9 protein-coding genes are annotated in these 8024 nt (G+C 45.0%); all 9 read left to right on the forward strand.

What is annotated here, in order from left to right:
• Window positions 1–59 precede the first annotated feature (59 nt).
• The 9 genes from M1K58_RS11675 to groL all read left to right on the forward strand — a co-directional run bounded on the left by M1K58_RS11675 (window position 60) and on the right by groL (window position 7571).
• Complete coding sequence (locus M1K58_RS11675; protein WP_256759022.1) at window positions 60–683, forward strand: 5-formyltetrahydrofolate cyclo-ligase; 624 nt, start codon at window positions 60–62, stop codon at window positions 681–683.
• Between the two features lie 11 nt (window positions 684–694).
• Window positions 695–1189, forward strand: a complete 495-nt coding sequence (moaC, locus tag M1K58_RS11680; protein ID WP_372339150.1) for a cyclic pyranopterin monophosphate synthase MoaC — start codon at window positions 695–697, stop codon at window positions 1187–1189.
• Between the two features lie 54 nt (window positions 1190–1243).
• Complete coding sequence (locus M1K58_RS11685; protein ID WP_256759023.1) at window positions 1244–1738, forward strand: MogA/MoaB family molybdenum cofactor biosynthesis protein; 495 nt, start codon at window positions 1244–1246, stop codon at window positions 1736–1738.
• A 23-nt stretch (window positions 1739–1761) separates the two neighbouring features.
• The gene (locus M1K58_RS11690; RefSeq protein ID WP_256759046.1) at window positions 1762–2799 is read left to right on the forward strand and encodes a molybdopterin-binding protein; all 1038 of its coding nucleotides are present in this window, start codon (window positions 1762–1764) and stop codon (window positions 2797–2799) included.
• Between the two features lie 41 nt (window positions 2800–2840).
• Window positions 2841–3071, forward strand: coding sequence for a twin-arginine translocase TatA/TatE family subunit (tatA, locus tag M1K58_RS11695; RefSeq protein ID WP_256759024.1), 231 nt, complete (start codon window positions 2841–2843; stop codon window positions 3069–3071).
• Window positions 3072–3199: 128 nt separating this feature from the next.
• Window positions 3200–3976 carry a twin-arginine translocase subunit TatC gene (gene tatC, locus M1K58_RS11700; RefSeq protein WP_256759025.1) on the forward strand — a complete coding sequence of 259 codons (777 nt, stop codon included), beginning with the start codon at window positions 3200–3202 and terminating at the stop codon, window positions 3974–3976.
• A 147-nt stretch (window positions 3977–4123) separates the two neighbouring features.
• Window positions 4124–5395 carry a methyl-accepting chemotaxis protein gene (locus M1K58_RS11705; protein WP_256759026.1) on the forward strand — a complete coding sequence of 424 codons (1272 nt, stop codon included), beginning with the start codon at window positions 4124–4126 and terminating at the stop codon, window positions 5393–5395.
• Window positions 5396–5628: 233 nt separating this feature from the next.
• Window positions 5629–5913: a co-chaperone GroES gene (gene groES / locus M1K58_RS11710; RefSeq protein ID WP_130605926.1), complete on the forward strand. Its 285-nt coding sequence runs from the start codon at window positions 5629–5631 to the stop codon at window positions 5911–5913.
• Window positions 5914–5945: 32 nt separating this feature from the next.
• Window positions 5946–7571, forward strand: coding sequence for a chaperonin GroEL (gene groL, locus M1K58_RS11715; protein WP_256759027.1), 1626 nt, complete (start codon window positions 5946–5948; stop codon window positions 7569–7571).
• Window positions 7572–8024 lie beyond the last annotated feature (453 nt).

An 8024-nucleotide genomic window follows, 5' to 3' on the forward strand; every position in this document is an offset into this window, starting at 1 on the left:
CATTAAATGATAAAATGATAATAGATTTTCACGGACTTTTAAAGGTAGGCTTTTCACTAATGGATGAAACCCAAGAAAATTTCGATAAAACGAGATGGCGTCGTCAGATGGCAGCAGTTAGGGATAGCTTATCTCTCGAGGATAGAGAGCAACGTTCCCTTAAGTTATGTAGTCTTTTGGAGCAGAATATGCTCCGTATAATAAGAAATCGGTTAAATCGTCCTTTGAATTTGTGTGCTTATGCGCCCTTTCGCTCGGAGGCCTCGCCTTTACCATTGCTTGAATGGTGTTGGGAGAAGGGGGACCAAATCTTTGCCCCAAGAATGTTGTCAGACAAAGAAGGAATGGAGCTGCGCAAGGTCGAAACCTTGTCTAACTGGATTCCCGGAAGATGGGGAGTACCGGAGCCGGATCCGAAGTGCACTTCTTTATTGGAAATAACGCAGCCCGTTGATGTGGTGCTCGTACCTGGTATGGCCTTTAATCTGCAGGGTGGGAGATTGGGTTACGGTGGGGGTTACTATGATCGTTTGTACGCTGAAATAGAGCAGACACGTAACGATAATACACAATGGATCGGTTTTGCCTACGCAAATCAAGTTGTAACAGAGCGGTTGCCGATGGAGTCGCATGATCTCCGATTAAATGGTCTAGCGACGGATGAACAGGCCATTTGGTTCTAATGGGGGGATAGATGATGGATAACAATGAGGATAAGCTAACACATTTCAACGATCAGGGTCGTGCAAGGATGGTAGATGTATCGGATAAGGAAGTAACGGTGAGAACCGCCATTGCCGAAGGTCAAGTGACGATGGCACCTGGTACACTACAGCGTATCCGAGATCGATCCGTAGCCAAGGGGGATGTGCTAGCGGTTGCACAAATCGCAGCGATTCAGGCAGCTAAAAAAACATCGGATTGGATACCGATGTGTCATCCTCTTCCATTGACAGGTGTGAATGTTCATTTCTCGGATAATGGTGAAGACACGTTAACGATTACTGCTGAAGTTAAAACGACGGGGAAGACAGGTGTGGAGATGGAAGCATTAACGGCTGTCTCCGCGGCTGCGCTAACTGTTTATGATATGTGTAAGGCATTGCAGAAGGATATAGTTATTGGACCTGTTAAGCTTCTTATAAAGACAGGCGGCAAAAGCGGGGATTATGCCTTGGCTGCCGAATAGTCGAATTAATGGAACATGATAATGCTCGTACTCATGGGTGCGGAGGGATGAATAATGCGTTGGAAAGTTGCTTTATTGACAGCTAGTGACAAAGGCTCGCGCGGGGAACGCGAAGATACAAGTGCTCAAGTTATACGTGAATTAATTGAAGAGGAATTACATGGTGATATCGTCGATTACCGGATCGTACCAGACGATCAAGACGAAATTCGTGCCGCTCTTATTGAAATGGCTGATTACTTTCAAGCGGACCTCGTATTGACGACGGGAGGGGTTGGGCTCGCCTATCGGGATGTTACACCTGAAGCAACGCTCATGATCGCAGAAAGAATTGTACCTGGGATTCCCGAAGCTATGCGCGCGACCGTCACTCAGCGCTCACGCGAAGGAATACTGTTTCGCGGAATATGTGCGATTCGCGGTCGGACCTTGATTCTGAATTTGCCAGGTGATCCAAAAGGAGTTCATGATCATTTGATGGCAATCATGGATATTCTTCCTGAAGCACTTGACCAGGTGAAAGGTTTACGAGGGGAGAATACGAAGTGACAGCTTCTAGGTTACCTTCGGATATGAACTCGGATACTCATTCAACCTTAATTAGCTCCTCTCTATTAAGAGAAGTTAAAGTTGAGGATGCTATCGGAATGGTGCTTGCTCATGATCTCACCCAAATTATTCCGGGTGAGTTTAAAGGGAGGCTGTTCCGTAAAGGCCACGTCGTCGTCAGCGATGACATTCCTAAGCTGAAAGATATAGGTAAAGAAAATCTGTACGTTATTGAGCTTGCTCATACTGATCTACATGAAGATGATGCTGCACTCCGGATGGCAGTTTCTTTGTGCGGGGCTAACACCGTGTTCGGACAACCGCATGAAGGCAAAGTTTCCATAAAATCCGAAATTACGGGATTAGCTCGTATTTCAGGTGAGGTCGTTGATGAGATTAACCGTCTCGGTGAAATCGCTTTGGCTACGATAACGACTCATCGTGTGGTGAACCCAGGTGATGCTTTGGCGGCCACTAGAGCTATTCCACTTATCGTACCTGAGGACAAAGTGCGAGCAGTCGAGAAAATAGCGGAGGAATACCGAAAAAAGCACAATGTCGCACCGGTGAGCGTAAGGCCATTTCGGTCGCTCAATGTTGGCTTGCTGACAACGGGAAGTGAAATATTCACGGGTCGAATAACAGATAAGTTTGGTCCTGCGGTAAGGGCTAAGCTTGAAGCATTAGGCTCAGAAGTTGCTGAACAACGATTTGCACCCGATGATCGACATAAAATTGTCAATGAAATTCACTATTTCCTGAAACAAGGTTATGATATGATACTCGTGACTGGTGGAATGTCGGTAGATCCCGATGATCGAACACCCGGGGCAATTGCTGAAGCGGGAACGGATATCGTTAGTTATGGCACGCCAATGCTGCCTGGATCGATGCTTCTGTTTGGATACTTAAAGGGTGTGCCGATATTTGGCTTACCTGGATGCGTCATGCATGATCCGTATACTTCTTTTGATGTTTTGTTGCCGAGAATATTGGCTGGGGATTGTATCGTTAAGGAAGATATCGTTGATATGGGTTACGGCGGACTTCTTCGCTGTTAAGTATCCTGCATATAATATGTACAATTATGGAGGGCTAACGAATGGGTGGAATTGGTGCTTCAGGAATCATATTGCTTGTACTTATCGCTTTGCTACTATTTGGTCCGAACAAGCTACCTGAGTTAGGAAGAGCTTTCGGCCGCACGCTGCGTGAGTTCAAGAAGGGCGCGAACGATCTGCTGGATGATACTAAGGATCGTCAAGCTAACCGTGTGGACGTCTCTCCTGAAGAGGCGGAGAAACCAAAGGCGGAACGGCGTCTCCCGGAATAAACGGGATGGACAAGGAATGAATAAAGGGGCTGTCCCTCGCCGCAGATGATCCATTTGCGAACGGGGGCAGCCCTGTTGTCGTATGAATTGATTTGTCGTAGTCCACTTGTATGGAGGTGAGAATAGAAATGAGTGAAAATTCTAGCTCTACGCGAGAAGACCCATGGATGCCGCTTACAGAGCATTTGGGAGAGCTACGCAAACGGATTATTTATAGCTTAATCGTTTTTGTTCTCGGATTGGTTGGAGGGTTATTCGGATCTCAGCCAGTGTTCGATTATTTGGTTGCGGCTGCTCCGATTGACAATCTGGATTTGCATGCTTTCTCACCATGGGATGCAATTGGGCTCTATATGAAGTTCGCTATATTAATTTCCTTCATCATTGCTATTCCATTTACTGTGTTTCAGTTGTGGGCTTTTGTTCGGCCTGCGCTAGGTGTTAAGGAGCAGAGGGCTACGCTACAATTTGTACCTTGGGCTTTAGTTATGTTCCTGATCGGATTAGCCTTTTCCTATTTTGTTGTGTTTCCTATGGCTTTTCTATTCACAGAGAAAATCACGGATAACTTGGGTTTGGAACAGACGTATGGAGTAACTCAGTACTTCTCATTCTTATTCAACATCCTACTTCCCATATCCTTATTGTTCGAGCTTCCACTAATCATCTTATTTTTGAGCAGAATTGGAATCTTGACGCCCCAAATACTTAAAAAAATGCGGAAGATCGCTTGGTTTATCTTAATTATTATTGGTGTCATGGTTACGCCTCCGGACGTCGTATCGGATTTGCTTGTTGCTGTACCCCTCATCTTACTATATGAACTCAGCGTAATTTTGTCGAAAATCGCATATGGAAAACGCATGAAAATTCGTGAGGAGAAAGAACTAGAGCAGGACGATTAACTTGCCCCCACCTTCTCGGTCATAGGTTTTATTTTTTCTCCGATAAAGAAACAAAAAGCTTCAAATTTCGATATTCTAAAACGGAAAAATATGGTACACTTGTTCAAAGTAAGGGCTTACATGGGCTATTATGGGAGGGACAAGTGTATGCGCGATATGACATTAGGTCGTAAAGTCACGATTGGGTACTTAGGTATGGTTGTATTGTTAATCATTGCGTGCTTACTATTACTGACAGGAATGGATGTTGGGAAGAATAAGACCCTGTTCATCGAGCTAATTGTTATTTTCGTGATTTTGGCAGGAGCAGGCGGTTTCGGACTAAAGTGGTTGATAACTAATCTCACTGATTCTATCGGTGCTGTAACGGGTACACTTCGGAATATTGCTTCTTCTGGAGGAGATCTCACTAGACGTATACATATTCGCTCCACGGATGAGATGGGTGATCTGGCTGGAGCGGCGAATCAGATGCTTGATGGATTACAGAAGATGATGAAAGAGCTTCGTGAAAGCACTGCAGAGCTAGCTGCATCCGCGATATTGCTTAAGCAAGGTGCGGATGAGAATGCCCGAGTGAGCAGTGAAGTTTCCAAAGCGGTAGAGAAGGTAGCAGCAGGCTCAGAGACTCAAGTTGCTCAGTCTCAGGAAATATCTGCTACGATGCAGGAGACGCTTGATGGTTTGAATCAGGTCGCTGGAACAACAACAGGAGTTTCTGATGCGGCACAAACGACTGTAAGCCGTGCAGCAGCAGGCTCAGTATTGTTGCAATCGACTTCTGGAGAAATCGCTCAAGTAGATAAGGCATTCCGTTCCCTGCAAGAGGTCGTTAGAGGGTTGAATGATAAATCCGAAGAAGTACGTGAAGTTATCGGATACATATCGGAAGTTGCTAACCAAACCAATTTGCTTGCGCTAAATGCTGCTATTGAGGCTGCTCGTGCAGGTGAACATGGACGTGGATTTGCTGTTGTTGCAGGGGAAATTCGTAAGCTTGCGGATCAGACACAACAATCCGCTGTTCAGATTGGAAATACGATAGGCACAATGTCGGGCGATATTGGCAGGGTTGCTACTATGTTCGAGCAAAGCGCCGGTCAAGTATTCTCTGCAGTTGAAGGCATGCATAATGCGGAGGAAACATTCCGTGATATCGTGGATAAGGTCGGTATGCTTAGCGCCAACATTGTGGATGTTGCGGCTTCTGTCGAGCAGATGTCTGCGGGAAGCACATCTGTTGTTCAATCGATTCAAGACATTTCGCGGATTACGGAAGAGACTGCATCCTTCACTGAACAAGTATCAGCGATGACAGAGCAGCAATTATCCTCCACGGAAGAGATGGCGCGGACGGCTGAGAACTTAAGCTCGATGGCATCTCGCCTGAAAGGCTTGGTAGGAAACTTCAAGACCTAAATGAGTTTATTCTTAATTAAGGCAATAAGAAATCAATAAATGGCTTGTTTGCTGGATGCGGATCTGCAGGAATTGCAGATCCGCATTTTTTTGTGCAGCATTTAACGTAAAAGGACTTGAAAACCATCCGTAAAAACCGTATCATAGAAAATGGTTATTAGCACTTAACACAATCGAGTGCTAACAGAGAATGGCTTCAAAAATCACACCTATTTAAGAAGGAGGCTATTTACATGATTAAACCTTTGGGTGACCGCGTTCTAGTAGAAGCGAACGCAAAAGAGGAAAAAACGATTAGCGGTATTGTATTGCCGGATAATGCGAAAGAAAAGCCGCAAGAAGGAACAATTATTGCGGTAGGTAGCGGAGCTTTGACTAAAGACGGTGAACGGATCGCGCTCGAAGTGAAAGAAGGCGACCGTGTGTTGTTCTCTAAATATGCAGGTACAGAAATCAAATATGAAGGTAAAGAATATTTGATTATGAAAGAAAGCGATATTCACGCGATCGTAGGCTAATCCATAACAGATCATAAGGAGGGTAATTAACGATGGCTAAGGAAATTAAATTTAGTGAAGATGCTCGTCGTGCGATGCTTCGCGGTGTTGATGCATTGGCGAACGTAGTAAAAGTAACACTAGGACCAAAAGGTCGTAACGTTGTACTTGAGAAAAAATTCGGTTCCCCACTTATCACTAACGATGGTGTAACAATTGCTAAAGAAATCGAGCTAGAAGACGCATTCGAGAACATGGGTGCTCAACTAGTTAAAGAAGTAGCAACGAAAACAAATGACATCGCTGGTGATGGTACAACAACTGCAACAGTTCTTGCTCAAGCGATGATTCGCGAAGGTCTGAAAAACGTTACAGCTGGTGCTAACCCTATGGTTATCCGTAAAGGTATCGATAAAGCGGTTAGAGCTGCAGTAGAAGAGCTTCAAAAGATTTCCAAGCCAGTTGAAGGCCGCAACGATATCGCTCAAGTTGCTGCAATCTCTGCTGCGGATGACGAAGTTGGCCAACTGATTGCGGATGCTATGGATAAAGTCGGCAAAGACGGCGTTATTACAGTTGAAGAATCCAAAGGCTTCAACACGGATCTTGAAGTTGTAGAAGGTATGCAATTCGACCGTGGATACATTACACCTTACATGATTACGGACACAGACAAGATGGAAGCTAATCTTGATAACCCGTTGATCCTAATTACAGATAAGAAAATCTCGAACATCCAAGAGATCTTGCCTGTTCTAGAAAAAGTTGTTCAAGCCGGCAAGCAATTGCTGATCATCGCAGAAGACATCGAAGGCGAAGCATTGTCTACGTTAGTAGTTAACCGTCTTCGCGGTACATTCACTTGCGTTGGCGTTAAAGCTCCAGGCTTTGGTGATCGTCGTAAAGCAATGCTTCAAGACATCGCGGCTCTTACTGGCGGTCAAGTGATCACAGAAGAACTCGGCTTGGAACTGAAATCCACAACTGTTCAACAGTTGGGTACAGCTCGTCAAGTGCGTGTAAATAAAGAAAACACGATCATCGTTGATGGTGCTGGCGACAAAGCTGACATCGATGCTCGCGTAAACCAAATCAAAGCTCAAATCGAAGATACGACTTCCGACTTCGATCGTGAGAAATTGCAAGAACGTCTTGCTAAATTAGCTGGCGGTGTTGCGGTAATCAAAGTTGGCGCAGCGACTGAAACTGAACTGAAAGAGCGCAAGCTTCGCATCGAAGATGCTTTGAATGCGACTCGTGCAGCAGTTGAAGAAGGTATCGTTTCTGGTGGTGGTACTGCACTCGTTAACGTATACAATGCTGTTGCAGCTGTTAAAGCTGAAGGCGACGAGAAAACAGGCGTGAACATCATTCTTCGCGCACTGGAAGAGCCAATCCGTACAATCGCGGCTAACGCTGGCCAAGAAGGTTCCGTTATCGTTGAGCGTCTGAAGAAGGAAGCTGTTGGCACAGGCTACAACGCAGCATCTGGCGAATGGGTTAACATGTTCGAAGCTGGAATTATCGACCCTGTTAAAGTAACTCGCTCCGCGTTGCAGAACGCTGCTTCCGTAGCTGCTATCTTCTTAACAACAGAAGCGGTTATCGCTGACAAGCCAGAACCAAACAAACCAGCAGGCGGCATGCCTGATATGGGCGGAATGGGCGGCATGATGTAATAAGGGCGAATCCTTGCGTAGCAAGGGATTCTCCTCGGGGCAACACTGATTGCCCACATTTTTCCTACATTCTGTAAAATGAAAACACTGTAGAGTGATGAAAATTGCTCTACGGTGTTTTCTCTTTTTAAACATTTAAGAAGGCTTCATATAGTGAGGGCTCAAATTGAATGACGGAGCGCACGAACGGGGTGTTCTCTCCTAAATTTACCTAACATTAAGGATTCCCCTTCGATTGTTATTGGAAGTGTGGTATATATTAATAATAACAAACCAATTGTTGACAAAGATAAGGAACCCACATGACCATACACAAAGAAACTACGCTCCATGAATGGGTATCGGTTTCTCCATTAGCCATTCATGATTTTCTCGATATTTCGGTAATGTTAACTGAAATGGTATACAACATACATAAACAGAATGAGACGATTGGCGCATTAAATCCTAAGA

This window comes from Cohnella sp. WQ 127256, assembly GCF_024519285.1.
Lineage (GTDB): Bacteria > Bacillota > Bacilli > Paenibacillales > Paenibacillaceae > Cohnella.